We start from the raw sequence: 25,122 nt of genomic DNA on the forward strand, positions 1-25,122 counted from the left end.
CTCTGTGATCGATCACACATCAATCGCGCGCGACCGTTTCGATCAGCGGTCCGGAAAATTCCGCGTAAAGCGAACATGCCCCGGAACCGCGGGTCATTTTCTCAGACGGGTAGGGTCACCCGCATCACGAGCCCGCCTCCCTCACGCGGCTGGGCGGCGATGTGGCCGCCGTGCGCCCGGGCCACGGACCGGACGATGGACAGGCCGAGACCCACGCCCTTGTCGCTGCCCGTGCGCTCCGTGCGCAGCCTGCGGAACGGCTCGAAGAGGTTGTCGATCTCGTACGCCGGGACCACGGGTCCGGTGTTCGTGACGACCAGCACCGCCTGACCGTGCTGCAGCTCCGTGGTGACCTCTACCCAGCCTCCGGCGCCCTGCACGTTGTACCGGACGGCGTTCTGGACGAGGTTCAGGGCGATCCGCTCCAGCAGCACGCCGTTGCCCTGGACGACCGCAGGGGCCCGCCCGCCCCGGATCTCCACCTCCTTGGCGTCCGCCTCGGACCGCACCTGGTCGATCGCCTGGGAGGCGACCTCGGCGAGGTCCACGGGCTTGCGCTCGACGATCTGGTTGTCGCTGCGGGCGAGCAGCAGCAGACCCTCGACGAGCTGCTCGCTGCGCTCGTTGGTGGCAAGCAGGGTCTTGCCGAGCTGCTGCAGTTCGGCCGGCGCGTGCGGATCGGACAGATGCACTTCCAGCAGCGTGCGGTTGATCGCGAGCGGTGTTCTCAGCTCGTGCGAGGCGTTGCCGACGAACCGCTGCTGGGCCGTGAAGGCCCGCTGCAGCCGTTCCAGCATGTCGTCGAAGGTGTCCGCCAGCTCCTTCAGCTCGTCGTCCGGGCCGTCCAGCTCGATCCGGCGGGAGAGGTCCGAGCCGGCCACCGCACGCGCGGTGCGTGTGATCCGGCCGAGCGGCGCGAGCACCCGGCCCGCCATCGCGTAGCCGAAGGCGAAGGCGATCACCGCGAGCCCGAGCAGCGCCAGCAGGGAGCGGCTGAGCAGGGTGTCGAGCGCGACTTGGCGCTGGTCGTCGATGCAGTCGGCGATCGCCGCGTTGAAGTCGTTGAGCGGCGTCAGATTGGTCGAGTCGGCGTTGACCGCCGGGCACTTCTCGCTGGAGACACTGATGTCGGTGCCGCCGACGATTTTGAACAGTGGTTGGTTGCCCGTGGTGATCGCCTGGGCGGCCAGCAGGTAGATGATCGACAGCAACAGGATCCCGGCGATCAGGAACATGCCGCCGTACAGCAGCGTGAGCCTTATGCGGATGGTGGGGCGCAGCCAGGGGAAGGGGGTCTGCGATCGCCTGGGGTCCCAGGTGGGTTTCGGAGGCGCCTGCGGGGGCGCGGGAGTCGTGGCCACGGCGGATCAGATCCGGTAGCCGGAGCCGGGGACGGTGACGATGACCGGTGGCTCGCCGAGCTTGCGACGCAGGGTCATGACCGTGACGCGCACCACGTTGGTGAACGGGTCGGTGTTCTCGTCCCAGGCCTTCTCCAGGAGCTGCTCCGCCGAGACGACGGCGCCCTCACTGCGCATCAGCACCTCCAGGACCGCGAACTCCTTGGGCGCGAGCTGGACCTCCTTGCCGTCGCGGAAGACCTCGCGGCGGTTGGGGTCGAGCTTGATGCCGGCGCGCTCCAGGACCGGCGGCAGCGGCACGCTCGTACGCCGGCCCAGGGCCCGTACGCGCGCGATGAGCTCGCTGAACGCGAACGGCTTGGGCAGATAGTCGTCGGCGCCGATCTCCAGGCCCTCGACACGGTCGCTGACGTCTCCGGAGGCGGTGAGCATCAGCACCCGTGTGGGCAGGCCCAGCTCGACGAGCTTGCGGCAGACGTCGTCGCCGTGGACGAGGGGGAGGTCGCGGTCGAGGACGACCACGTCGTAGTCGTTGACGCCGATGCGTTCCAGGGCGGCCGCACCGTCGTACACGACGTCGACGGCCATGGCCTCCCGGCGCAGTCCGGTGGCCACCGCATCGGCGAGCAGCTGCTCGTCCTCGACGACGAGTACGCGCACGTCGCTTGTCCTTCCGCTGTCCACCCGCGTAGCGCGTGGGAGGCGCACACGGGCAGGGTGTTCGTGGGTGTGTGACCTCCATCCTGCCTTTTTCGGCCGTAAGTCGGCTGTAAGGCGACCTCGGGGCAGGAAGGCCGGGGGGCTACGGGCGGGAATACGGGATTTTTTCTTCCGGTTGAGGTTTCCGTCCGAGAGACCGGGGGGAGGACGGCTTTACACCCCGCGATCACGCTCTGCTTGTGCCGCACCACCATGCGGTACGCAGCCATCCGCTTTCCGCAGAGTGGGTGTGGGTGTCCGGCACCGTCGCCGCCCGGCCAGGCGGCGTTGGGCATCCACAGGAGACGTGATCGCCCCTTCCGAACGGCACACCCCCGTGCCACCGACCCACGACCCAGGACGAGGGGGCGCAGCATGGACGCATTCACCTCAGGACTTCTGCAGCGCATAAGGGCGACCGAGTCCGACCTGACCAGGGCTCTCGACGAGGGCGACGACTTCCTCGTCGAGGTCGAGCAGGGCGAGCTCGACGATCTGCACCGCCTCGCCGCCGACCACGGCGTGGAGGTCGGCGCGTACAGCGTCTGACTCGACAGCCCCTACGCATGACAGCGGGACCCCCGGCAGATCCAGGCGGGGGTCCCGCTGTGTGTCGGCCCTGTGTGTCGGCCCTGTGCGACGGGGCCCGTCAGTCGTGCCAGGCGCCCAGCGCCTCCAGGCGGCCCTGGAGGCGCTCGAAGAGACCGGCTGGGGCCGCGACGGTCAGGTCCGGTGAGAGGGGCTCTCCGGGGCGGCCACCGGTCAGGGCGCCCGCCTCCCGGGCGATGAGGTCGCCCGCGGCGTAGTCCCAGACGTTCAGACCCCGCTCGTAGTACGCGTCCAGACGGCCCACGGCCACGTCGCACAGGTCTATGGCCGCAGAGCCCCCTCGCCGGATGTCCCTTACCTCGGGGATCAGCTCGCGCAGTACGTCGGCCTGCTTGGCCCGCCGCTCGGCGCGGTAGCCGAAGCCGGTGCCCACCAGGGCAAGTCCCGGCTCGGGTGCGGGGCGCACACGGGCGGGGCGGTCGTTCACATACGCGCCCTCGCCCAGGACGGCCCGGAAGGTCTCGCCGCGCACTGGGGCGTAAACCACTCCGACGACCGTCTCGCCGTCCACCCGGACGCCGATGGACACGGCCCAACTCGGCAGTCCGTACAGGTAGTTGACGGTGCCGTCGAGGGGGTCGATCACCCACTGGACGCCACTGGTGCCCTCCACGCTGGCGCCCTCCTCGCCGAGCACGCCGTCGTGCGGCCTGCGCTCGGCCAGCAGGCCGGTGATCAGCTTCTCGGAGGCGATGTCCATCTCGGTGACGACGTCGACCGCGCTGGACTTGGTGGCGGCCACCCCGAGATCGTCGGGCCGGCCGTCGCGCAGGAAGACTCCGGCGCGGCGGGCGGCTTCCAGGGCGATCTCCAGCAGTTCGGCCTGCAACCCGTCCGGGTGCTTCGGCTGGTCGGTCACGGTGCTCCTCACGCGTAAGGGCTGTCGGCGCCCGCGGCGGCGGGCTGGGGGGCGCGGGCCGGGCAGCAGCCGACCGGGCACAGATTGTGGCTCGCGCCGAGCGCGCCGAGGGCGCAGGGCGTGACGTCGTCCTGGCCGCGCTCGACCGCCGCGCGTTCCAGGATCAGGTCACGGATGGCGGCGGCGAACCGGGGATCGGCGCCCACGGTGGCCGAGCGCCGCACCGGCAGGCCCAGTTCCTCGCCCTTGGCCATGGCCTCGGTGTCGAGGTCGTACAGGACCTCCATGTGGTCGGAGACGAACCCGATGGGCGCCATCACCACGGCCGGGACCCCGGCCGCGTGCCGCTCCTCCAGGTGGTCGCAGATGTCCGGCTCCAGCCATGGGATGTGCGGGGCGCCGGAGCGGGACTGGTAGACGAGCTGCCAGGGGTGCTCGACGCCCGTCCGCTCGCGCACGGCGTCGGCGATGAGCTTCGAGACGTCCAGGTGCTCCGCGACGTACGCGCCGCCGTCCCCGTGCTCCTCGACCGGGCCGGAGGTGTCCGCGGAGGCATTCGGGATGGAGTGGGTGCAGAAGGCGAGGTGCGCGCCGTCGCGGACGTCCTCGGGGAGGTCGGCGAGCGACTCCACGACGCCGTCGATCATCGGCTCCAGGAAGCCGGGGTGGTTGAAGTAGTGCCGGATCTTGTCGATCCTCGGCGGCTCCAGACCCTCGGCCTCCAGGGCGGCGAGCGAGTCGGCGAGGTTCTCGCGGTACTGACGGCACCCCGAGTACGAGGCGTAAGCGCTGGTGGCGAGGACCAGGATGCGGCGGCGCTCGTCGGCGACCATCTCGCGCAGGGTGTCGGTCAGATAGGGCGCCCAGTTGCGGTTGCCCCAGTAGACCGGCAGGTCCAGGCCGTGCTCCGCGAAATCCTTGCGGAGGGCGTCGAGCAGGGCGCGGTTCTGGTCGTTGATGGGGCTGACCCCACCGAACAGGAAGTAGTGCTGCCCGACTTCCTTGAGGCGCTCCTTGGGGATGCCGCGACCCCGCGTCACGTTCTCCAGGAACGGGACCACGTCGTCCGGGCCTTCCGGGCCGCCGAAGGAGAGCAGGAGCAGGGCGTCGTAGGGGGTGGCGTCGTGCGCGTGTGGCATGTCTCCGATCCTGCCACCCGGCACCGACAGGCGGGATCCCGGCCCATCCCCGAGGATCGCTTAGGGTTACCTCACTCGTAAGCTGTAACGGCATATTTCGCACCTTACGAGAAACTGATCCCTGCGATTCCCGGAACGACCGGAGCCCCCGTGCCCAGCCCCTACACCGCCCTTTTCGCCGCCCCCGGCACCAAGGGCTTCACCGCCGCGGGTCTCCTCGGCCGGATGCCGCTGTCCATGATGGGCATCGGCGTGGTCACCATGATCTCCCAGATCACCGGGCGGTACGGCCTGGCCGGCGCGCTCTCGGCGACCCTGGCGCTGTCCGCCGCCGTGCTCGGCCCGCAGATCTCACGCCTGGTGGACCAGTACGGACAGCGGCGGGTACTGCGCCCGGCGACCCTGGTCGCGCTGGCCGCGTCGGCGGGGCTGCTGTTCGCCGCGCACTACGGCTGGCCGGACTGGGTGTTGTACGTCTGCTCGGCCGGCATCGGCTGTGTGCCGAGCCTCGGGGCGATGACCCGGGCGCGCTGGGCGGCCCTGTACCGGGGCACCCCTCAGCTGCACACCGCGTACTCCTTCGAGTCGGTCGTCGACGAGGTCTGCTTCATCTTCGGGCCGATCATCTCCATCGGGCTGTCCACGGCGTGGTTCCCCGAGGCCGGACCGCTGCTCGCCGCCTGCTTCCTCGCGGCCGGCGTCTTCTGGCTGACCGAGCAACTCGCCACCGAACCGGCACCGCACCCCCGCGAGCGCGACGGCAAGGGCAGGTCTGCGCTGCGCTCGGCGGGACTGCGGGTCCTGGTGGCCACCTTCGTGGCGACCGGGGCGATCTTCGGGGCAGTCGACGTGGTCACCGTGGCCTTCGCCGAGGAGCGGGGTCACAAGGCCGCCGCGAGCGTCGTCCTGGCGATCTACGCGGCCGGTTCCTGCCTCGCGGGCATCGTCTTCGGGCTACTGCGTTTCTCGGGAGCGGCGGAGCTTCGGTGGTTGCTGGGCGTGTGCGGCATGGCCGTGAGTATGATCCCCCTCCTACTGGTCGGAAACTTGCCGTTTCTGGCCGTGGCGCTCTTCGTCGCCGGCCTGTCCATCGCACCCACGATGATCACGACCATGGCCCTGATCGAGGAGCACGTACCACGCGCGCAACTGACCGAGGGCATGACCTGGGTGAGCACCGGGCTCGCGGTCGGGGTCGCGCTGGGCTCCTCCGTGTCCGGCTGGGTGATCGACGCAGCCGGGGCGAAGGCCGGGTACGGGGTTCCGGCGGTGTCCGGGGCCGTCGCGGTCGCGGTCGGTTTCCTTGGGTACCGCCGGCTGCGCAGGCCGGCACCAGAGCGGGGAGGGCCCCATGAGCACCACAGTGATCGGCAAGAACGGCACGTGGCGTAACTGGGCGGGGAACGTCACCGCCCGGCCCGTACGGGAGGTCACCCCTGCCACCGTGGAGGAACTCGCCGCGGCCGTACGGAAGGCCGCCGAGGACGACCTCAGGGTGAAGGCGATCGGCACGGGCCACTCCTTCACCGCCACCGCCGCGACGGACGGCGTGTTGATACGCCCTCAACTGTTGACGGGCATACGCAAGATCGACCGCAAGGCCATGACCGTCACGGTGGCCGCCGGCACCCCGCTCAAGCGCCTCAACATGGCGCTCGCGCGCGAGGGGCTCTCGCTCACGAACATGGGCGACATCATGGAGCAGACGGTCTCCGGCGCGATCAGCACGGGCACGCATGGCACCGGCCGTGACTCCGCCTCGATCGCCGCCCAGATCCGGGGACTCGAACTCGTCACCGCCGACGGCTCGGTGCTCACCTGTTCCGCCACGGAGAACCCGGACGTCTTCGCGGCCGCCCGCGTAGGCATCGGCGCTCTCGGCATCGTCACCGCGGTCACCTTCGCGGTGGAGCCGATCTTCCTGCTGACGGCGCGAGAGGAACCGATGCCGTTCGAGAAGGTGCTGGCCGAGTTCGACGAACTGCACGCGGAGAACGAGCACTTCGAGTTCTACTGGTTCCCGCACACCGGCAACACCAACACCAAGCGCAACAACCGAAGCGCGGGTCCCGAGAAGCCCGTACCCCAGCTGAACAGCTGGTTCGAGGACGAGTTCCTCTCCAACGGCGTCTTCCACGTGGCCAACTGGGTGGGCCAGGCCGTCCCCGCCACCATCCCGACGATCGCGCAGATTTCGAGCCGGGCCCTGTCCGCGCGGACCTACACCGACATTCCCTACAAGGTCTTCACCTCCCCCCGCCGGGTGCGCTTCGTGGAGATGGAGTTCGCGGTGCCGCGCGAGGCCGTGGTGGACACACTGCGTGAACTCAAGGCGATGGTCGACCGGTCGAGGCTCCGGGTGAGCTTTCCCGTCGAGGTGCGCACCGCCCCGGCCGACGACATCGCGCTCTCCACCGCCTCCGGCCGCGAGAGCGCGTACGTCGCCGTCCACATGTTCAAGGGCACGCCCTATCAGGCGTACTTCACCGCCGCCGAGCGGATCTTCACCGCGCACGAGGGTCGGCCGCACTGGGGCAAGGTGCACACACGGGACACGGACTACTTCTCCAAGGTCTATCCGCGCTTCGGCGAGTTCACCGCGCTGCGTGACCGGCTCGACCCCCATCGGCGTTTCCAGAACGACTACTTGCGCCGGGTGCTCGGGGCCTAGCCGGACGGCCGGTTCTGGTGATCTCGTGAAGCGGGTCTCCCCCAGGGCCGCGAAAAGGTCTGTTCCGGCGGCTGATTGACGTCTTCCGGCGGAAGTCGAGCGGCGTGCCGATCCACGCAAGTGGCCCGAATGGAGTACTGTTGCGAGCCCTGGGTCCGGACTCCCGCCAGGGTGTCCGGGGCCTTCGAGGACCGCCGGGAGGGGGATCGTTGCACAGGGTGATGAGGTTCGTCACTTAGCGTTGCGAATAGGTAACCGTGCCATAACGGCGGCCTCGGGCTCGCGCCCGACACGCCGGGCAACTCGGCAAGGTTGTGGCAGGCTGCACCCGGGCAGGCCACACTCGACTAGCGGAAGCAGCGACGCACGTGACGTCGGCAGGCACCACCCGGGAGGTCCCCATGCCCGAACTGCGTGTCGTGGCCGTCTCCAATGACGGCACACGGCTGGTGCTGAAGGCTGCCGATTCCACGGAGTACACGCTACCGATCGACGAACGGCTGCGTGCCGCCGTGCGCGGCGACCGTCCCCGCCTCGGTCAGATCGAGATCGAGGTGGAGAGCCATCTCCGCCCCCGTGACATCCAGGCGCGTATACGCGCGGGTGCCACGGCCGAGGAGGTCGCGCAGCTCGCGGGCATCCCCGTCGACCGGGTCCGCCGGTTCGAGGGTCCCGTACTTGCCGAGCGCGCCTTCATGGCCGAGCGGGCGCGCAAGACCCCGGTCCGTCGCCCCGGTGAGAACGCCGCCGGTCCCCAGCTCGGCGAGGCCGTGCAGGAACGGCTGTTGATCCGTGGCGCCGAGAAGGACACCGTCCAGTGGGACTCGTGGCGCCGCGACGACGGCACCTGGGAAGTCCTGTTGGTGTACTGCGTCGCGGGTGAACCGCACTCGGCGAGCTGGACGTACGACCCGCCGCGGCGGCTCGTCCAGGCCGTCGACGACGAGGCGCGCTCGCTGATCGGCGAGTCCGACGACCTCGGGACGCCCGAGCCGAGCTTCCCGTTCGTGCCGAGGATCGCGCGACTGCCCCGTGACCGCCCCCTGGACCGCCAGGCGGAACGTCCCGTCCTGCCCGCTCCCGCCGAGACCGACGAGGAGATCGTGGGCGAGCGCGACTCGCTCACGAGCATCCTGGAGGCCGTCCCCAGCTACCGGGGCGACCTGGTCGTGCCCGAACTGCCTTCCGCCGAACCGCAGGACGAGCCCGTCGAGGAGATCCCGGAGGAGGAGTCGGCGGCGCCCGCTGCCTCGGCCGGGGCCGGTTCCGCCTACGCGGACATCCTCATGCCACGGTCGGTCAACGGCCACCGCGACCGGCTGATCGGCGCCACCGACCGCCAGGCCGAGGCCGACGGCGTCCGGCCGGGCCGTCGCGCGGCGGTGCCGAGCTGGGACGAGATCGTGTTCGGTACACGACGCAAGAAACAGGAGTGACGGGACTAGATCGGTGGGGAGTGGGATCGCTCGTTCACGCAGATCCGTTTCTCTTCAGTGCAGGATCGGTCATTCATACGTGTGTGGGGCCCGCGTCGTTCAGACGCGGGCCCCGCGGCGTGCCGTCAGTGGCCGGTCAGCGCGGGTCGGGCCCGGTGGCCACGGGGCGGCTGCCGTCCCGGGACCACTCCGACCACGAGCCGACGTACAGGGCTGCCGGAATGCCGGCGACGGCCAGCGCCAGTACCTCGTGGGCGCCGGAGACGCCTGAGCCGCAGTAGACACCCACCTCTGCGTCGGGGGTGGCCCCGAGTCCCTTGAAGCGGTCGGCGAGTTCGGCGGCGGACCGGAAGCGGCCGGATTCGGCCACGTTCTCCGTGGTGGGAGCCGACACCGCGCCCGGGATGTGGCCGCCGACCGGATCGATGGGCTCCACATCGCCGCGGTAGCGCTCGGCGGCGCGCGCGTCCAGCAGCAGCCCGGTGCGGGCCAGCGCGGCGGCGCCGTCCGCGTCCAGCAGGGGCAGCGCGCCCGGGGTGGGTGTGAAGGAGCCGGGGGCGGGCTCCGGGATCTCGGACGTCAGCGGGCCCTCCCAGGCCGCCAGACCGCCGTCCAGGACCCGGACCGAGGGGTGGCCCGCCCAGCGGAGCAGCCACCAGGCGCGCGCTGCGGCCCAGTTGAGCCCGCCGTCGTAGACGACGACGGCACGGTCGGCGGAGACCCCGGCCGCCCTCATCGCCGTCCCGAAGGCCTCCGGGTCGGGTAGCGGGTGACGCCCGGCGGGGCCCGCCGGGCCGGCGAGTTCGGCGTCCAGATCGACGAAGACGGCTCCTGGGAGGTGCGCCTCCTCGTACTCGGGGCGCAGGTTCGGGCCGCCCAACTGCCAGCGGACGTCGAGGAGGACCGGTGGGTCCCCTCCCGCCAGCTCGCTCGCGAGGTCGGTGGCGGAGATGATGGCGTTCATGACCCCATCCTCGCCCACGGGGTGGCCGCCTCGTCCAGCTCCGGCTACTCTGCCCGCCGGGCGGTTCCGGTCACGACGCGTACGGGACCGAGCACGTGCCGTGCAACCGACGGCGGCCGCACGGCGGCGACGGGACAGCGACCGATGGGGACGGCCGGACGTCCTCGCGTACGGACATGTCGCGCGGTGGTGCGGCGTGGGCCCGTCGCACCACCGGTAGTGCGAGCATCGGCACGGGGCGTGATCGCGCGTGGACGCGGTACACGCGCACGGAGGGCGGACGGACACGGCCGCCGCGAGGGGCCGAGGAGAGAGTGACGATGACCGACGCACGGGGGTCGACCGGCCTGAACGGTACGGCGCGTCCACCGGGCACGCCTTGCTGGGTGAGTCTGATGGTGCACGGGATGGCCACGACCCAGGAGTTCTACGGGGCGCTGTTCGGCTGGGAGTTCCAGCCCGGCCCCCGGCAGCTCGGCCCCTATGTGCGGGCGCTGCTGGACGGCCATCAGGTGGCGGGCATCGGCCAGTTGCCGCCCGACCGCCATCTGCCGATCGCCTGGACGCCGTACTTCGCCTCGGACGACGTGGACCTGACGGCGGCGACCGTACGGCACTGCGGCGGCACCGTCGGCGTGGGGCCGCTGGACGCCGGTGACGCGGGCCGCCTGGCGATCGCCTCCGATCCCGCGGGCGCCGTCTTCGGCATCTGGCAGGGGGCGGAGCACCTGGGCGCGGATATCACGGGCATCCCCGGCACACCGGCCTGGGACGAACTCCTCACCGTGGACAGCTCGCTGGTCGCCAAGTTCTACGAGACCGCCTTCGGCTACGAGGAGGAGCGGCTGGTCTCCACGGACCTCGACTACGTCACCCTCCACATCGAGGGCAGACCCGTCGCCGGCATCCACGGCGTCGGCAGCGCCCTGCCCCGCGACCGGGGCCCGCACTGGCTGACGTACTTCGAGGTCACCGACACCGACGAAGCGGTCAACCGCGTCATCGAACTGGGCGGACACGTCGTCAAACCGCCCCACGACACCCCCCGGGGCCGCGTGGCGACGGTGGCGGACCCCGAAGGTGCGGTGTCCGCGCTCGTGCGCAGGGAACGTGTGGAGCGCTGAGCCCGGTCAGGGGGCCGTCGCGGCTCGCTCGGCCTCGCTGCGGAGGACACAGAACTCGTTGCCCTCGGGGTCGGCGAGGATCACCCAGCCAGAGCCGTCGGGATTCCGGTGATCGGTGACGAAAGTGGCGCCAAGACCCAGCAGCCGTTCCACCTCCCCCTCACGCGAGGTCTCGGGGCGCAGGCACAGGTGGAGACGGTTCTTGGCCGCCTTGGACTCGGGCACCTGGTTGAAGTGCAGGATCGGTCCCTCAGCCAGCAGCACCTGGGTCTCCCGGTCCCCTGGCCTGTCCTCCGGATGCAGCGGACGGCCCGTCACCCTGCTCCAGAACCGGGCCAGCTCGTAGGGGTCAGCGCAGTCGATCGCCACGTTCTGCAAAGTCGAGACCATGGCACGAGCTTTCCTGACTCGCACGGCGGCCGCCACCGAGTTGTGCCGCGTACGCCAGGCCGACGACACCTCAGCGTCTCTGATCAGCTAAGCGAACCTATGCGAACCGTAGAGTCTGGCACGGGTTCTGCCCACCGGGGCACGAGGTCGTCGATGACGACGAAGCAGAAGGGGAAGGTCCAGCCCGCGCAGCAGACCGCCGGCCCGCACGGTCTGATTTCGGGCGATGCCAACCCACAGCCCTGCTTCACGGAGGGCAGCCAGGGTGGGCCGGACGTCCGGGTAGAGATCATCCTCGCCGAACCACTCCGACTTCCCGGCAGCCGCGCGCTTCTCCCGCTCCTCGGTCAGGGCGAACCCGGGCTGGAACTCCTGAACGTCTCGCGATAGTCGCGCCCCTGCGCGATGACCGCCCCGAGCATCGCCGCGAAGGTGTGCCGTGGCACCCCCAGCCAGTCCGCCCATGTCCCGTACTCCCGGGTCTCGTCAACAAGACACTCGCCCACGTCGAATGCCACCGCACGAATCATGCTCCGCAGGTGAGACGGTTTGACACGACGGGCGAAGCGCCCCTCTGAGAAGGGCATGCGGCGTTCCGTCGGTCTTGTTCCGCACTCTCATTCCTCCGCGCCCCCGTTCTGGGACCACTCGTTGGCGAAGTGTTCCATCTGGCGGAGGACCAGGTCGATGGCCTCCTTCTGCTGGTCCGGCGGGTAGTTGTTGCGGGCCAGGAGGCGCTTGATGGTGCTGCGCAGGCGGGCGCGGACGGACTCGCGGGCGATCCAGTCGGGCTTGAGCTGACGACGGACCTCGGTGACCAGTTCGCGGGCGATGCCCGCCAGGACATCGTCGCCCATGAGCGAGCGGGCCGTGCCGTGGTCGGCGACGGCGTCGTAGAAGGCGAGTTCGCGCCAGTTCAGGGGCGGGTCGAACTTCTCGCCGCGGCGGGCGTCGGCGGCGACCTCCTTGGCCATCTCGACCAGTTTGGCGATGAGTTCGGCGCTGGTGTACTGCTGGCGCATGTAGCGCACCATCAGATCCTGGAGGCGCTCGGAGAACGTGGTCTGCCGGACGATGTTGTGCCGGGTGACTTCGCGCATCTTCCGCTCGACGAGCCGCCGCAGCGCCTCGGCCGCCAGGTGCGGGGTGTCGCTCTGCTGGAGCTGGGCGACGAGCGCGTCCGTCAGGTGGGTGAGGTCGGCGGTCTCCAGCCCGGCTTCGGCGAACAGGTCCGTCACTCCGCCCGTCTCGACCACGGAGGACGTGAGCTGGGAGAGGTACAGCTCGACGTCGCGGGCCACGGGGAGGCCGCGCGCCTCGCGTTCCATGGCGTCGAGCTTGGCCATGTAGGCGCGGACCTCGACGAAGAACTGGATGTGCCGCTTCCACGCCGGGCGGTCCGAGAAGCGGTTTCCCACCTCCTTCGAGCTGCCGGCCAGCGCCCAGAAGCGTTCCAGGCGGTAGGCGTGGTCGCGGAAGCGGCGGCCCAGGGTCTGGCGCGGGTCGTCGAGCAGGTCGGGGTTGTTGCCCTTGGTTCGGGGGTCGCGCAGGTAGTTGGCGGTTCTCAGGGCCGCGTCGACGAAGGCCTTGGGGCCGGGCTTGTCGAGCAGGGGTTCCCAGGCGAAGCCGCGCAGGATGCCGGTGAGGACGTCGTACTCGTTGCGCAGCTCGTCCAGTGCGCGTTCGACGTTCTGGCCGAGGGTGCGGTCGCGCTGATCGGCCTCGGTGTACTCGGCGATGGCCTTCTGGAGGTTTTCGGTCAGGGGTGCGTAGCCGACGAGGAGGCCGTCCTCCTTGCCTCGGAAGCGGCGGTTGACGCGAGCCAGGGCCTGCATCAGGTTGGCGCCCTTGAGCGGCCGGTCCAGGTACATGGTGTGGATCGGCGGGGCGTCGAAGCCGGTCAGGAGCATGTTGTTGACGATGAGCAGCTCCAGCTCGTCGTCGGGGTCCTTGGCCCGGTTGATGACCGTCTTGCGACGGCTGTCGGTCAGCGCGTGGGCGAGCAGGGCCTCGGAGTCCTTGCGGGAGTTCGACGAGAAGACGATCTTCATCGCGCCCTTCTCGAACTCGTCGCTGTGCCACTCGGGGCGCAGCTCGCGCAGGGCGTCGTAGACGCGCACGCAGATCTCGCGGGTCGCGCACACCACCATCGCCTTGCCGGGCGCTCCGCCCGACTCGGAGGCGCCGACGAACGGTTTCATCCGTTCCCGGCGGACCTCCCAGTGCTCCACCAGGTCGGCGGCCAGGTCCCTTATCCGGGCCGGGGCGCCGTACATCGCGTTCATCGTCGCCACGGCCTGCTCGACGCGGCGGCGCTCGGTGTCGTCGAGGCCGTCGGTGATGCGGTCGGCTTCTTCGTCGATGGTGGTCGGGTCGACGTCGCGGTCCAGGACGAGCTGGATCACGCGGCCCTCGTGGTAGACCTTCACGGTCGCACCGTCGTCGGCGGCGCGCTTGAGGTCGTAGACGTCGATGTAGTCGCCGAACACCTCGCGGGTGTTGCGGTCGGCCTCCGAGATCGGCGTGCCGGTGAAGGCGAGCAGCGTGGCGTGCGGGAGCGCGTCGCGCAGGTGGCGGGCGAGGCCGTTGAGGTCGTCGTAGTGGCTGCGGTGGGCCTCGTCGACGATCACGACGATGTTCCGGCGGTCGGAGAGCATCGGGTGGTCGGTGCCCGACTCCCTTTCCTCCTTGGTCTTGCCGAACTTTTGGAGCGTCGTGAAGAGGATCCCTCCCGTCCTCTTCGCCGCGAGCTCCTCGCGCAATTCGGCGCGGGTGAGGATTTGGCGGGGCGACTCCGGGAGGATCTCGCTCTCCTGGAACGTCGAGTACAGCTGGTCGTCGAGGTCCGTGCGGTCGGTGACGACGACGACCGTGGGGTTCAGCAGGGCCGGGTCCCGCATCACCAGGGTGGTGGTCAGGACCATCTCCTCCGACTTGCCGGAGCCCTGGGTGTGCCAGACGACGCCGGCCTTGCCGTCGCTGGCCGAGGCCGTGCGGACGGCTTCGGCGGCGCGGGTGACCGCGTGGTACTGGTGCGGCTTGGCGATGCGCTTCATCCGCCTCGACGGGACGAAGTTGATGAAGGAGTGGACCAGTTCGAGGAAGCGGGACTGGGTGAACAGGCCGTGGAGCGCCAGGTTCTGCCCCGACTCCGAGAAGCCGTCGGCGGTCAGCGGGTCGACTCGGGCGCCGAACTCGTCCGTGTTCCAGGGGGCGAAGTGCTCGTACGGGGTGAACGGGGTGCCGTACTTCGCGCTTATGCCGTCGGAGAGCAGGACGACGGTGTTGTAGCGGAAGGCGGTCGGGAGCTCCTGTACATACCGGGCCACTTGGGCGTGGGCCGTCTGGAGCGTGGCGTCCTCGTCGCCTGCGCGCTTCAGTTCGACGACGGCGAGAGGGAGGCCGTTGGCATACAGGACGACGTCGAAACGGCGGTTCTTGTCGCCGTCGATGACGGTGACCTGGTTCAGGGCGCGGTACGTGTTCGCGTCCGGGTCGGCCAGGTCGACGAGGCGGATGGTGGGGTTGTGCTCGGCGCCGAACGAGTCGGTGTAGGTGACGGAACGAATGCCGGTGGTGAGGTGGTGGTGGGCGGCCCGGTTCTCCTCGTACGTGTCCTGCGAGCCGGGGGTGACGGCGGCCGTCAGGGCCTCCCGGGCGGCGTCCGGCGGCAGATCCGGGTTCAGGCGCTCGATCGCTTCCTGGAGGTCCGGGTAGAGGATCAGGTCGTCCCAGGACTTCCGGTGCCCGGACCCGGGCGCGAACTCGTTCCCGGAGGCCGGTAGCCAGGCCAACTCGGCCAGCTCGTCGAGGGCGAGCACCTCCCAGTCGGCTTCGGTGGGGCGGCGGTGGGTTCTGTCGTCGGGCTCGTTTCCGTCGTGGTGCGTCGTCATGTGGCGTCCTCAACCATCGTCTCGGCGTCCTTGACGCGGAGGCGGCCGGACATGAGTTGAGAAAGGAGGGTGTCGCGGAGGGTGGCGAGGGCCTGGGACTCGTTCAGAGCCTGATCAGCCCGCGCTTCGAGGAAGTCGAGCTTGGGGCGAAGCTCGCGCTGCCGCTCTTTGCTGGGGAGAGTGATTTCCAGCTCACCCAGTTGAGTACGCCGAAGCTCCGTCTGGCCAGTGCTGCCCTCCCCCATCGCCTCGATCTCGGGTTGTGCGCGGAACATGGCGAAGCCTGCGCAGACGGGGTCCACCTGGGCCTCGTCGAACCTCACAATGGTGACGTGCGAGTCGACTGTCACGGCCTCGTCGGAAGTCCAACGTGCAACTCGGCCGAGCGTTCCGACACCGGTCGAATTCACCAGGACGTCGTTTCTCACGAGCAGCTTCGGATCCTTCACCTTGCCTCGAAGCGTGCGACGTGCGGGGGTGAGACTCACGCGTCCGCCTCGGATGCATTTCTGGTTCAGCACCACCAAGTCGTCCGGTGATTCGGAATACTTCGGTGCGACGCCTCGAGTGAGAGCGCACGACACGGATTCGACATCGACCTCCATGCCCCCGTCCTCCGCGACCGCTTGAGCGAAGAGAGCAAGGCCGAGTTCACGCGAGGTGGTCGCGATGCGCTCGTTGACGACGATCTTGTCATCCAGAGCCCCGAGCAAGGCGGAGACCTTCTCCTGCTCGGAAAGCGGGGGGACGGGCACCTGAAGCTGTTTGAGGTCGCTTCCCCTGATGCCTGCCGCAGCAACTTGATTGATGATTGTTTCGATGTTTCGCCGGCCTTTCGCCGACCTGAAGTAATAGTAGATGAAGCGCGGGTCGGCAAGCTCCCTGGAGATCCGTGCGCGAATGAGATGGCTTTCCCAGGTACGAGGCCCCTCCGAAGCGGCCACGAACACGCACCTGCCGGCACCCTCATAGGTCAGGGATTGACGCGCGAACAGAAGATCGCCTTCGGCAAGGAGGAAGTTGCCCAGTTCACGCTCCTTCAACGGAACCAGTTCACATTCCTGGTCCCGAATGATGTCGTACGCGAAGATCTCCCGCATGTTGACCATCGGGATGCCTTGGCCGCGCATCCTGGATGGATAGCTGACGCCGTTTCGCAGCGGGCTGCTGAGGATCTCCTCGAAACGGACCGTAGGCCACTCAGACATCGATCGCCTCCAACTGTTCACGAATCGTCTTCTCCAGCGTCGCCGACTCGTCGAACAGCCCGAACAGCTCCTTCGTCAGCTTGCTGATCTGCTCGCCGACACCCTCCGCGTCCTCTTCCTCTGCCTGGGCGGCCCCCACATACCTCGCCGGCGTCAGCACGCACCCGTGCTCCCGGACCTTCTCCAGGTCGGCCGAGTAGCAGTAACCCGGCACGTCCTCGTAGGTCAGCCCTGCCTCACGCGCCGACGTCGTGCCACGCCATGCGTGATACGTGTCGGCGATCTTGCGGAGGTCCTCTTCCGAGAAGGCGCGCTCTGTCCGGTCGATCATCTCGCCCATCTCCCGGGCGTCGATGAACAGGATCTCGCCCCGCCGGTCCTCCAACCTCCGGGCGCCCTGCGGGGACTTGTCCTTGGCCAGGAACCACAGGCACGCCGGGATCTGCGTCGTACGGAACAGCTGGGTTGGCAGCGATACCATGCACGCCACCAGATCGGCCTCGATCAGGGCCTGCCGGATCTCGCCCTCACCGCCGGACTGGGAGTTCATGGAGCCGTTGGCCAGGACGATGCCCGCTGTGCCCTTCTCTCCCAGCCTGGAGAGCATGTGCTGCAGCCAGGCGTAGTTGGCGTTCTTCTTCGGCGGAACCCCGTACTTCCAGCGTGGGTCGCTCTCGTCCCTCGCCCAGTCCTTGATGTTGAAGGGAGGGTTGGCCATCACGAAGTCGGCCTTGAGGTCCGGGTGCTTGTCGTCGGCGAAGGTGTCGCCCCAGCGGGCGGCGAGGTTGCCGTCGATGCCGTGGATGGCGAGGTTCATCTTGGCGAGCCGCCAGGTGCGCTCGTTCAGCTCCTGGCCGTAGACGGCGATGTCGGACTTGTGGCCGCGCCCCTGGTGCGCCTCGATGAACTTCGCCGCCTGCACGAACATGCCGCCCGACCCGCACGCCGGGTCGTAGACCCGCCCCTCGTACGGCTCCAGGATCTCGACGATCAGCCGGACGACCGAGCTAGGCGTGTAGAACTCGCCGCCCCGCTTGCCCTCAGCCCGCGCGAAGTTGCCGAGGAAGTACTCGTACACCTCGCCCAGCAGATCCTGCGCCGGCTTGTCCCCGCTGCCGCCGAAACGCGCGTCGCTGATGAGGTCGACGAGTTCACCGAGGCGCTTCTGGTCGACGCGGTCCTGGTTGAAGATCTTGGGGAGGACACCGGTCAGGGAGGCGTTCTCCCGCATGATGGCGTCCATCGCCTCGTCCAGGAGCTTGCCGACGCCCTGGGCCTTGGCGTGGGTGGCGATCCAGGACCAGCGGGCGGTCTCCGGTACCCAGAAGACGTGCGCGCCGGTGTACTCGTCGCGGTCTTCAAGGAAGTCGTTGAGGCGGTCCTCGGCGATGCCCTCCTCCATGAGTTCCTTGGCCAGCTCGGTACGCCGCTCGTCGAAGGCGTCCGAGACGTACTTCAGGAAGATCAGCCCAAGGACGAACTCCTTGTACTGGGCAGCGTCGATGGAGCCGCGCAGCTTGTCCGCCGCCTTCCAGAGGATGTCCTGGATCTCCTTGGCGGTGGAGGCGCTGAACAGCTCCGCCTGGTCGGCGGGCTTCTTCTGGCGTGGAGGCATCGGGTGGACCGTCTCCTTCAGTGGGTGTCGATATCGGCGTCGGTGTGCGGGAGTTGCCGGATGGTGAGCGTGCCGTCGGCCATGCCGGCCGCCATCACTCGGGTGAGGTCGTCGAGCGCGGCGGTCTGCTCGCGCAACAGCGCCGCACGTCCGTCGATCTCGGCGAGGACGGCCTCGTAGAGGTCGGCCTCCGCGCGGCTCAGGTCGGGGACGACCAGGTCCTCGATACGGCGGGAGGCGCGCACAGCGCCGCTGGTACGGGCGTGCTCGGCGGCAGCGGCGCGCAGAAGCGCGGCCAGCACCCGGGGTCGTACGGGCGGATCGGCGTCCGGGTGCACCCGCAGGATGCGGGCCGGGGCCGCTACCAGCGAGATGCCCTCCGTGTCGACGTGGACGCCGAAGTGCGGGTGGGCCGTGACGACGAGGTCACCGGGCTCGGTGAACTGGGCATGCCCGTAGGCCGTGAGAAAGATGCCCCGGTCGATGCGGCGACCGCCGATGCGGGCCGTGCCGAGGATCTCCTCGGGGGTGAGGACGGTGTAGTGGCCCTCGGGGGTGAGGTGTTCGAGGGCGAAGCGGTGGCCGGGGCGGCGGCGCAGGCGGCGGGTGCGCAGGAGGCGGGCGACGGACGTATGGCGTACCGGCTGGTTCTCGGGTCGCGGTTCCGCCTGGGCGTGCAGCCGGAGTTCGCCCGTACGCGCACGCTCCTGAAGCTCACTCAGGCGGCGCTCCAAGTCCGCGATGACCACCGGGCGTTCGACGACCGTCCGCGTGTGGCGGGACGCGAGCGTGCGGTGCTGCGGAGTGAACGCGGCGCCGGGGTGGTCGTCCAGGTCGGTGCCGTGGACGAGGGCGGCATGGCGCGGTTCGTGGCGCGGGTCAGGCTTCCAGCGCGCGGCACGCCAGATGGCGATGTCCTCGGCGAGGGTATCGAGAACGGGCTCGGTGAGCGGCTGGGCGGAGTAGTCGGCCAGGAGGACGAGACCGGTGCGCCGGTCCTCGGGGACGCGGGCGAGGACCCAGACCGCCGTACGGTAGCCGGGGCGGAAGCCGTACACGCCGTCGGGCAGGCCGATCGCCGCCTTGAGCAAACCGGGCTTCAGGAAGGAGCGGCGCAGGCGGTCGGCGTCGCCGTGCCGGGTGAGCGGGCCGGTGAGGACGTCGGCGGGGCCGAGGACGACGGCGGTGGAGCCGGTGTCGAGGTAGTCGGTGAGGGCAGCGACCTGTTCCAGGACGGTCTTCGGGTCGCGGGTCTCGGCGGCCTCGTAGGGGAGGGCGCAGACGAGGAGGTTCGGGTCACCCCATTCGTCGGCGGTCAGTTCCTCGCCGTCGACGACGTCGAGCCGGAACTCGTACACCCCGCGGACCAGCATCCGCCGTCGTACGAGGCGTACGCGGGCCGGGTCCGGGTCGGCGGCGAGGTAGAGGTGGCCGGAGTCGTCGGCGGCGTGGTCGTGGAGGGCGGCCAGGAGGTCGCCGGTGCGGGCGTGCGGGACGGCGATCACCGAGCCCTCGTCGAGAGTGTCGACGCCGGAGAGGGCGGCGAGGGCGCGGACGACGGCCGGGGCGGGTTCGTCGGCGGCGAGGTCGCGGGAGCCAAGGCGGGGGCGGGCCTGGAGGATCCAGTCGAAGGCCTCGGCGGGGTTGTAGGCGGCGTCGATCAGTTCGTCGGCGAGGGCGGCGAGGGCCGGGCCGGTGTGGTCGGGGTCGGGCAGGGCGCGCAGTTCGGAGACGAGGAAGCGGTCGTCGGGGTCGAGGTCGGCGGCCCTGTCCAGGACGGTGGCCCAGGGGCAGCCGTCGGCGACGGGGGCGTCGAGTTGCTGGTGCAGGCAGACCAGGGAGGTCAACGCGCCGATCAGGACGGACGCGGGCAGCGACGGGGTGCGCCAGGCGGCCAGGGTGTGCAGAGCGAGCTCGGCACGGAGTCGACGGGCGCCGGTGTTGCCGCGGCCGGTCGAGGCGAGCCAGTCGACGACGGCACGCGCGTCGAACAGGGGACGCCCGTCCTCCTGGGCGACGGGGGCGGGGAAGTCGGGGTGGCGGCGGGCCCACGTGGTGGGGACCGGTCTCTTGACCTGGGCAAGGGCGGCGATCTCGGCGTATGTGATCCGCCAGGCCGACGTTTCGGGCAGGATGGGAGGCGTCTTCGAGGCCATGTGCGAGGCCGTGTGCGAGGCCATGTGCTCCGCCATCGGACGTGCTTCCCCCCTCTCCCCTTGGGCCGTTGAGGCCGGCGTCCCCGCCTTCGCGGTTCGCGGTCCGCCCCTTCGGCGGGGCAGGCGTCAGCAATCTACCGCCACCCCGGATAGACGCACGCAGTCTGCCTGATAATACGGGTTATCAGCGGTTTCCAAACTCATGGTGCGAAGCGGCAGGCACCTTGTGATGGCCCAGTGCCACGACGCCGACCAGAGGATCACCGCGATGAGCCACACGCCCTCGATACCGCCCAACAACCCGCAGTTCCCCGGCCCCGGCGGTACACCGGTCGGGCCGGGCGGACCGGGCGGACCCGGGAACGCCGTACCGCCCTTCCCGCCCGCCGGTGGCGGGCAGCCCGCCTTCGGACAGCCCGCCTTCGGGCAGCCGACGAGACCGAAGCCGTCGCGCCGCAAGGCATGGCTCACCCACGGCGCGACCGCGTTCGTCGCGCTCATGGTCGGCGTCGGCATCGGCGGCGACGGGGACTCCGGCGGTACGGACGGCTCCGCCGCTCCCGCCCCGGCGGTCACCGTCACCAAGACCGCGGCCGCCCCTGGCGGCGGTGAGCCCGAGCCCGCCGTGACCGTCACGGAGAAGGTCACGGTCACGCCGAAGCCGGCCGAGAAGCCCGGACCGGCCACCACGGTGGAGGGAGACGGCCAGTACCTCGTCGGCGAGGACATGCGGGCCGGCACCTACAAGACCGCCGGGCCCGACAAGGACAGCATCATCGAGAACTGCTACTGGGCCCGCACCAAGGACGCCTCCGGGGAGTTCGATGCGATCATCGCCAACGCCAACCTCCAGGGCCAAGGCCGCGTGACGGTCAACAAGGGCGAGTACTTCGAAACCAACGGCTGCCAGAAGTGGACCAAGGTCGGCTGACCGGTCGCCGCACACGCCGCCGCGCTCGTGGGGGGACGCGGCGGACCCCGGGACGGGGCGGGCGACCGAAGCCGGGCCGCCCGCCCCGTCCCTCGGCCGTGTACTGGGGATTGCGGCACGTCTTCGCGGCGCACCCCGGCCGGTCCGCCGAACTCCGCGTCGACAGTCTCGACGCCCTCGCCCTCCTGCACGAATGGCAGAACGGCGGCGACCGGATACCGGACGGCTGCAAAACCCGGCTGCGCTCGCGGGGCCGCGGCCCAGCCTCGTCGAGCCGCAGATGTACGCGGAGTACACACCCAACCTGACCTTCGTCCACGAGAAGGCCAACGTCGGCAACCCGCTCAACGAGGCCGCCGACTCCCTGGCCAAGCCCGGCCTGCGCTCTGAACGGCAGGGAGCCGGTGACCGAGATCCCCCGGCTGGTCCCGCTCTGGGCGAGTGGAGCGCTGGCCGAGGCCGAGTACCGGCGGGCCCCCAGACCGACACCACGTAGGGGTTGGCCGGCGGGTCCGCGACGCGGCCTCTGGCCTCGGGGCTTCCGAGCCGGAATAGCCGTGGCCCGGCCCATGTTGCGGCGACCATGACGACGAACGCGCCGCGGCCCGAGGTGCTGCGCTACACCGCCTTCTCCAGTGACCCCGACGGCGGAAACCCCGCCGGGGTCGTCCTGGACGCCACCGGCCTGGACGACGGTGACATGCTGGCCATCGCCGCCGACCTCGGATACTCGGAGTCAGCGTTCCTGACCGCGCCCCCGGAGGACCTCGAAGGCCGGAAGGAGCGGGCGTACGGCATCCGCTACTTCAGTCCCAAGGCCGAGGTGCCGTTCTGCGGGCATGCCACCGTCGCGACCGCCGTTGCGCTCGCCGAGCGGATCGGCCCCGGGGAGCTGGTGTTCGCGACGCGCGCCGGCACCGTGCCGGTGGAGGTGACCGAGGAGGGCGGGACGGTCAGGGCCACGCTCACCAGCGTCGAGCCGCACATCGAGGAGATCGCCGGCGCCGATCTCGCGGAGGCGCTCGCCGCGATCGGCTGGCCGGCCGCCGACCTCGATCCGGCCTTCCCGCCTCGCATCGCGTTCGCCGGCGCCCGCCATCTCGTCCTCGCGGCGGCGACCCGCGCCCGCCTCGCGGACCTCGCGTACGACTTCGCGCGCCTGGAAGCCCTGATGCACCGCCTGGACCTGACCACCGTCCAGTTGGTGTGGCGGGAGTCGGCCAGCCTCTTCCATGTCCGTGACCCGTTCCCCGTCGGCGGCGTCGTCGAGGACCCGGCGACCGGGGCCGCGGCCGCCGCGTTCGGTGCGTATGCCCGTGCACTGGGCCTGGTCCCCGAGGACGCCGTCCTCACCCTGTACCAGGGCGAGGACCTGGGCCGCCCCGGTGAGCTCACGGTGACGCTGCGCGCGGGCGACCCGCGCGTCCGGGTCGGCGGCGCGGGGGCTCGCATCGGCTGAAGCGTCGGTGACGCGCCCCGGAGGGTTCTCGAGCACCGACAGGGGGAGGCGCAGCGCCGAACCGCTTCGCCTCCGGAACGGGATCAGACCGTCTCGACCGGCAGGACGTCCGGGGAGAGGGCGCTCGCGTGGGCCGTGGCGGCGGTCATCCGGCGGCGGTGGTGGCGGCGGCAGAGAACCTCGTAGCCGATGTCGTCGGACTGGTTGACGTCGCCGACGACGACCTGGGCACCCTCGACGACCATCTGACCGCCTATGGTGCGGGCGTTGTGGGTGGCGCGGGCTCCGCACCAGCAGAGGGCCTCGACCTGGAGGACCTCGACGCGGTCGGCCAGCTCGACTAGGCGCTGGGAGCCGGGGAAGAGCTTGGAGCGGAAGTCGGTGGTGATGCCGAAGGCGTAGACGTCCAGACCCAGGTCGTCCACCACGCGGGCGAGTTGGTCGATCTGCTCGGGGGCGAGGAACTGCGCCTCGTCGGCGATCACATAGTCCGCGCGACGGCCCTGGGAGAGGTGGTCCACGAGGTAGGCGTAGAGGTCCTGACCGTCCTCGACCTCCACGGCGTCCGTGACCAGGCCCAGCCGCGACGACAGCTTGCCCTCGCCCGCGCGGTCGTCCCGTGTGAAGATCATGCCCTGGAGGCCGCGCGCCGAACGGTTGTGCTCTATCTGGAGAGCCAGCGTCGACTTCCCGCAGTCCATGGTTCCGGAGAAGAACACCAGCTCGGGCATGTTGAGTTGAGCACCTTTCGGTGAGGAGGGCGGGGAGGGCGACGGGACCGGCGGAACGGGCTGGCGGGCGGGGCAGGACGCGCTTCAGGAGCGTACTTCGAGGAGGGGGACCAGCTGTTCCACCGGTGTCATCGAACCGTGGTTGCCGACCATCAACGACTCCTTGGGCTCCCGCTCGGAGGCGATGATCAGGACGTCGTCGCGGGCGGCCGCGATCACATCGCCGAGGCGCGCGTACACCCGTTCGTCGATGTGCGGTCCGAACCAGCCCGCCTCGATCGCCTCGTCACGGGAAGCGATCCAGAACTGCTCGCCGAGGACCTCGCGCCAACAGGTCAGGACGTCCGACTCAGCACCCGGCACCGCGTAGACATGGCGGGCGCGGCCCTCGCCGCCCAGGAGGGCGACCCCGGCGCGCAGTTCCCAGTCCTCGTCGAAATCGATGCGGTGTTGTTCGTCGAACGGGATGTCGATCATGCCGTGGTCGGCGGTGACGTACAGGGCGCTGCGCGGGGGGAGTTGCTCCGCGAGGCGCTGGACCAGCCGGTCTACGTACATGAGCTGGCCGCGCCAGGCGTCCGAGTCGATGCCGAAGCGGTGCCCGGCGCCGTCCAGCTCGGAGTAGTACGTGTAGATCAACGAACGGTCTCCGGCGGCCAGTTGCTCGGCGGCCACGTCCATGCGGTCGTCGCCGGAGAGACGGCCGTGGAAGGTGCCGCCGCTCAGCGCGATCTGGGTGAGGGGGGTGTTCTGGAAGGCCGGTGAGGTGACCTGGGCGGTGTGCACACCGGCCGCGTCGGCGAGCTGGAAGAGCGTGGGATACGGCTGCCACACGCGCGGGGACGTCCACGGCTGCCAGCGGAGCTGATTCATCAGCTCCTCGGTCTCGGGGTTGCGGACCGTATAGCCGGGCAGTCCGTGGGCGCCCGGCGGCAGGCCGGTGCCGACGGAGGCTAGGGAGGTCGCGGTGGTGGCAGGGTAGCCGGCGGTGATGGGGCGGCCGGTGCCACCGCGCGAGGACGCCAGCAGCGTCGTCATGAAGGGCGCCTCGTCCGGGTGCGCCCTCAGTTGCTCCCAGCCCAGTCCGTCGATCAGGAACACACAGTTACGGTCGGCCGCCGTCAGTTCCGCTATCGACGCGATCGTCCCCGGGACCTCCATGCCCGCCGCGAGGGTGGGCAGGAGGTCGGCGAGCGAACCGGCGCCGTACTCGGGGACGGGCGCGGAGCGGACGGCCAGGGGCTCCGGGTCGTCCCAGGTGGGCAGCGCCATCAGCGGGCGGGGTCCGCGGTCGCCTCGGAGAGGGACTGCGCGAAGGCGAGGGCCTGGCGTACGGTCTCGGGGCCGTCCCCGGCCTCGCTGACACGCAGGCTGAGGTCGTCCGCCGTCGAGCTGCCCGTGTACCCGTGGTCCGCCTCGCAGTTGGGGTCGCCGCAGGCGGCGGGCTCCAGGTCGATGCGGGAGACGGCGCCCCAGCCGATGGTCAGGACGACTTCACGGGGGAGGGTGCCCGGTGTGTAGGACTCGGGGTTGGCGACGACCCGGCTGAGGACGACGGACGAGATCCGGCCGAGCTTCACCGACTCGGTGGACGTCGTGGCGTACGGCGTCGGCGAGGTGGTGTCCGCGGCCTGCTCGTCGGTGTGGCTCACGATGAAGCGGTTGCCCGTGAGGACGAGGACGGTGACATGCCGCCGCACCTCGTTCGCGTCGAACGTCGTCTCCTGGTGGACCAGGTACGACTTGATGGCCTCGCCACCGACAGCGGCCTCCACCGCCTCGGCCACGAGGGCCGGGTAGTAGCCGCTGCGCTCGATCGCCGCACGCAGCCCCTGGGTCGTCGTACTGGTCTTGGCCATGACGTCCATCCTACGGTG

At 70.1% G+C, this 25,122-nt stretch carries 21 protein-coding genes and 1 pseudogene; 8 read left to right on the plus strand and 14 right to left on the minus strand.

All coding sequences use genetic code 11. The features are described from left to right. Positions 1-101: 101 nt before the first annotated feature. Both ACFY9I_RS24390 and ACFY9I_RS24395 read right to left on the minus strand, forming a co-directional pair. Positions 102-1,361, minus strand: a complete 1,260-nt coding sequence (locus ACFY9I_RS24390) for an ATP-binding protein (protein ID WP_391004969.1) — start codon at positions 1,359-1,361, stop codon at positions 102-104. A 6-nt stretch (positions 1,362-1,367) separates the two neighbouring features. Next, positions 1,368-2,021, minus strand: coding sequence for a response regulator transcription factor (locus tag ACFY9I_RS24395; RefSeq protein WP_009340866.1), 654 nt, complete (start codon positions 2,019-2,021; stop codon positions 1,368-1,370). A 414-nt stretch (positions 2,022-2,435) separates the two neighbouring features. Here ACFY9I_RS24395 and ACFY9I_RS24400 point away from each other — a divergent pair, with 414 nt between their 5' ends. Continuing rightward, positions 2,436-2,609 (plus strand): hypothetical protein, encoded by a 174-nt coding sequence (locus ACFY9I_RS24400; protein ID WP_391004971.1) that lies wholly within the window; start codon positions 2,436-2,438, stop codon positions 2,607-2,609. 100 nt (positions 2,610-2,709) lie between these two features. Here the strand turns inward: ACFY9I_RS24400 and ACFY9I_RS24405 are convergent, their stop codons facing one another. Both ACFY9I_RS24405 and ACFY9I_RS24410 read right to left on the minus strand, forming a co-directional pair. Beyond that, a complete protein-coding gene (locus ACFY9I_RS24405) occupies positions 2,710-3,528 on the minus strand; it encodes an inositol monophosphatase family protein (protein ID WP_391004973.1) in 819 nt (272 codons plus the stop codon). Positions 3,529-3,536: 8 nt separating this feature from the next. Beyond that, complete coding sequence (locus ACFY9I_RS24410) at positions 3,537-4,667, minus strand: ferrochelatase (protein ID WP_391004975.1); 1,131 nt, start codon at positions 4,665-4,667, stop codon at positions 3,537-3,539. 150 nt (positions 4,668-4,817) lie between these two features. Here ACFY9I_RS24410 and ACFY9I_RS24415 point away from each other — a divergent pair, with 150 nt between their 5' ends. From ACFY9I_RS24415 to sepH, 3 genes are all read left to right on the plus strand, one after another. Beyond that, positions 4,818-6,059 (plus strand): MFS transporter, encoded by a 1,242-nt coding sequence (locus ACFY9I_RS24415; RefSeq protein ID WP_391004977.1) that lies wholly within the window; start codon positions 4,818-4,820, stop codon positions 6,057-6,059. Then, on the plus strand, positions 6,019-7,338 hold the full coding sequence (locus tag ACFY9I_RS24420; protein ID WP_391004979.1) for a D-arabinono-1,4-lactone oxidase: 1,320 nt from the start codon (positions 6,019-6,021) through the stop codon (positions 7,336-7,338). Before ACFY9I_RS24415 ends, ACFY9I_RS24420 begins: the two co-directional genes overlap by 41 nt. Positions 7,339-7,739: 401 nt before the next feature. Then, positions 7,740-8,774, plus strand: coding sequence for a septation protein SepH (gene sepH, locus ACFY9I_RS24425; protein WP_391004981.1), 1,035 nt, complete (start codon positions 7,740-7,742; stop codon positions 8,772-8,774). 136 nt (positions 8,775-8,910) lie between these two features. Here sepH and ACFY9I_RS24430 read toward each other — a convergent pair whose 3' ends face one another. Continuing rightward, positions 8,911-9,738 (minus strand): rhodanese-like domain-containing protein, encoded by an 828-nt coding sequence (locus tag ACFY9I_RS24430; protein WP_391004983.1) that lies wholly within the window; start codon positions 9,736-9,738, stop codon positions 8,911-8,913. A gap of 320 nt (positions 9,739-10,058) precedes the next feature. Here ACFY9I_RS24430 and ACFY9I_RS24435 point away from each other — a divergent pair, with 320 nt between their 5' ends. Continuing rightward, the gene (locus ACFY9I_RS24435) at positions 10,059-10,862 is read left to right on the plus strand and encodes a VOC family protein (protein WP_391004985.1); all 804 of its coding nucleotides are present in this window, start codon (positions 10,059-10,061) and stop codon (positions 10,860-10,862) included. Between the two features lie 6 nt (positions 10,863-10,868). Here the strand turns inward: ACFY9I_RS24435 and ACFY9I_RS24440 are convergent, their stop codons facing one another. The 6 genes and pseudogenes from ACFY9I_RS24440 to ACFY9I_RS24465 form a co-directional block, all read right to left on the minus strand. Continuing rightward, positions 10,869-11,252, minus strand: a complete 384-nt coding sequence (locus ACFY9I_RS24440; protein WP_391004987.1) for a VOC family protein — start codon at positions 11,250-11,252, stop codon at positions 10,869-10,871. 180 nt (positions 11,253-11,432) lie between these two features. After that, positions 11,433-11,782 (minus strand): annotated as a pseudogene (locus ACFY9I_RS24445) (haloacid dehalogenase); the annotation flags it as partial. Between the two features lie 87 nt (positions 11,783-11,869). After that, positions 11,870-15,145: an HsdR family type I site-specific deoxyribonuclease gene (locus ACFY9I_RS24450; protein WP_391004989.1), complete on the minus strand. Its 3,276-nt coding sequence runs from the start codon at positions 15,143-15,145 to the stop codon at positions 11,870-11,872. After that, positions 15,142-16,353 carry a restriction endonuclease subunit S gene (locus ACFY9I_RS24455; protein ID WP_391004991.1) on the minus strand — a complete coding sequence of 404 codons (1,212 nt, stop codon included), beginning with the start codon at positions 16,351-16,353 and terminating at the stop codon, positions 15,142-15,144. Before ACFY9I_RS24455 ends, ACFY9I_RS24450 begins: the two co-directional genes overlap by 4 nt. Next, on the minus strand, positions 16,346-17,968 hold the full coding sequence (locus ACFY9I_RS24460) for an N-6 DNA methylase (protein ID WP_391004992.1): 1,623 nt from the start codon (positions 17,966-17,968) through the stop codon (positions 16,346-16,348). Before ACFY9I_RS24460 ends, ACFY9I_RS24455 begins: the two co-directional genes overlap by 8 nt. A gap of 17 nt (positions 17,969-17,985) precedes the next feature. Beyond that, on the minus strand, positions 17,986-20,160 hold the full coding sequence (locus ACFY9I_RS24465) for a hypothetical protein (RefSeq protein ID WP_391004994.1): 2,175 nt from the start codon (positions 20,158-20,160) through the stop codon (positions 17,986-17,988). Positions 20,161-20,392: 232 nt separating this feature from the next. Here ACFY9I_RS24465 and ACFY9I_RS24470 point away from each other — a divergent pair, with 232 nt between their 5' ends. From ACFY9I_RS24470 to ACFY9I_RS24480, 3 genes are all read left to right on the plus strand, one after another. After that, positions 20,393-21,055: a hypothetical protein gene (locus ACFY9I_RS24470; protein WP_391004996.1), complete on the plus strand. Its 663-nt coding sequence runs from the start codon at positions 20,393-20,395 to the stop codon at positions 21,053-21,055. Between the two features lie 193 nt (positions 21,056-21,248). Then, positions 21,249-21,551: a hypothetical protein gene (locus ACFY9I_RS24475; RefSeq protein WP_391004998.1), complete on the plus strand. Its 303-nt coding sequence runs from the start codon at positions 21,249-21,251 to the stop codon at positions 21,549-21,551. 87 nt (positions 21,552-21,638) lie between these two features. Then, a complete protein-coding gene (locus tag ACFY9I_RS24480; protein ID WP_391005000.1) occupies positions 21,639-22,514 on the plus strand; it encodes a PhzF family phenazine biosynthesis isomerase in 876 nt (291 codons plus the stop codon). A gap of 83 nt (positions 22,515-22,597) precedes the next feature. Here the strand turns inward: ACFY9I_RS24480 and ACFY9I_RS24485 are convergent, their stop codons facing one another. From ACFY9I_RS24485 to ACFY9I_RS24495, 3 genes are all read right to left on the minus strand, one after another. Next, on the minus strand, positions 22,598-23,245 hold the full coding sequence (locus ACFY9I_RS24485) for a thymidine kinase (RefSeq protein ID WP_391005002.1): 648 nt from the start codon (positions 23,243-23,245) through the stop codon (positions 22,598-22,600). 84 nt (positions 23,246-23,329) lie between these two features. Beyond that, a complete protein-coding gene (locus tag ACFY9I_RS24490; RefSeq protein ID WP_391005004.1) occupies positions 23,330-24,517 on the minus strand; it encodes an alkaline phosphatase family protein in 1,188 nt (395 codons plus the stop codon). Then, positions 24,517-25,104, minus strand: coding sequence for a DUF5998 family protein (locus ACFY9I_RS24495; protein WP_391005006.1), 588 nt, complete (start codon positions 25,102-25,104; stop codon positions 24,517-24,519). Before ACFY9I_RS24495 ends, ACFY9I_RS24490 begins: the two co-directional genes overlap by 1 nt. Positions 25,105-25,122 lie beyond the last annotated feature (18 nt).

This window comes from Streptomyces sp. NPDC012510, from assembly GCF_042955065.1.
Classification (GTDB): domain Bacteria; phylum Actinomycetota; class Actinomycetes; order Streptomycetales; family Streptomycetaceae; genus Streptomyces.